This is a genomic window from Mesorhizobium sp. M0904 (assembly GCF_040319475.1).
Classification (GTDB): domain Bacteria; phylum Pseudomonadota; class Alphaproteobacteria; order Rhizobiales; family Rhizobiaceae; genus Mesorhizobium.
The window spans coordinates 1-1270 of record NZ_JAMYOC010000057.1 but is presented as its reverse complement, the minus strand read 5'-3'; the positions used below and the strand labels follow the sequence as shown (position 1 = coordinate 1270).

At 63.2% G+C, this 1270-nt stretch carries 2 protein-coding genes; both read right to left on the bottom strand.

Annotated elements, in window-relative coordinates; genetic code table 11:
* Positions 1 to 18: 18 nt before the first annotated feature.
* On the bottom strand, positions 19 to 954 hold the full coding sequence (locus tag NKH80_RS30020; protein ID WP_352995652.1) for an IS3 family transposase: 936 nt from the start codon (positions 952 to 954) through the stop codon (positions 19 to 21).
* A complete protein-coding gene (locus NKH80_RS30015) occupies positions 939 to 1220 on the bottom strand; it encodes a transposase (protein ID WP_352995649.1) in 282 nt (93 codons plus the stop codon). The genes NKH80_RS30020 and NKH80_RS30015 overlap by 16 nt, the downstream gene beginning before the upstream one ends.
* Between the last annotated feature and the right edge of the window lie 50 nt (positions 1221 to 1270).

The following is a 1270-nucleotide window of genomic DNA, read 5'->3' as shown; positions in this document are numbered from 1 at the left end:
TGACCTGCCACTGAATTTTCATCCGGCTGCAGTTAGAGCCTCGGCGGGTTTTACGCCGTATGGCGCGGGTTGGGCAACGGGTGATCGGCGGAGCTGGTCGGGGTTGCGCAGCCGATCGTCCGTTGCGGTGAGATTGGCGGCATAGGCCGCAGGCGTGATGTATCCGAGCGCCGAATGTGGGCGCGATCGGTTGTAGTCGTCTGCCCATTCGGCGATGGTTGTTCGGGCATGGTCGAGGCCGAAGAACAGGGTTTCGTTCAGCAACTCGTCCCGCATCCGCCCGTTGAAGCTTTCGCAGAAGCCGTTCTGCATCGGCTTGCCTGGCGCGATGAAGTGCCATTCCACCTGATGATCCTTCGACCAGGCGAGGATCGCGTTCGAGGTGAACTCGGTGCCGTGGTCGGAGACGATCATGCCTGGCTTGCCGCGCCGGGCGATCAGTTCCGTCAGTTCACGCGCCACCCGGCGGCCGGAGATCGAGGTGTCCGGAATCGCGGCCAAACATTCGCGCGTCACGTCGTCGACGATGTTGAGCACACGGAAGCGCCGGCCGCAGGCGAACTGGTCATGCACGAAATCCAGCGACCAGCGCGCATTCGGCTTTGCCTCGACCAGGATCGGCGCCCGCGTGCCGACGGCTCGTCGTCGCGCCCGACGCTTGCGCACCGTCAGTCCTTCCTCGCGGTAAAGACGATAGATGCGGTTGATACCCGATGCCTCGCCCTGGCGCCTGAGCAGAATGAACAGCCGCCGATAGCCGAAGCGCCGGCGCTCGTTGGCCAGGTCGCGTAGCCGGCCGCGCAGTGCCGCCTCTGGCGCTCGGCGAGACTGGTAGCGGATCATCTTACGATCGGCGTCGACGAAGGAACAGGCCCGCCGCTCCGATAGGCCCATCGTGGCCCGCAGATGCGCGACGGCTTCGCGCTTGGCGGCGGGCCCTACCATTTTTTTGATAGAAGCTCGCGCAGTGCCGAGGCTTCCAGCATCTGGTCGGCGAGCAGCTTCTTCAGCTTCGCGTTCTCGTCTTCCAAGGCTTTCAGCCGTTTGGCATCGGAGACGTCCATCCCGCCATACTTCGCCTTCCAGTTATACAGCGTCGCCTCGGAGATCCCATGCTTGCGCGCCAGGTCGCCCGCCTTCGCCCCCGCTTCGTGCTCACGCAGAACCGCGATGATCTGCTCTTCCGTAAACCGCTTTCTCTTCATCAGTCCGTCCTTCAATCGAGGCCGGACTCTAATCTCAGATGGAGGAAATTACCCGTGGCAGGTCA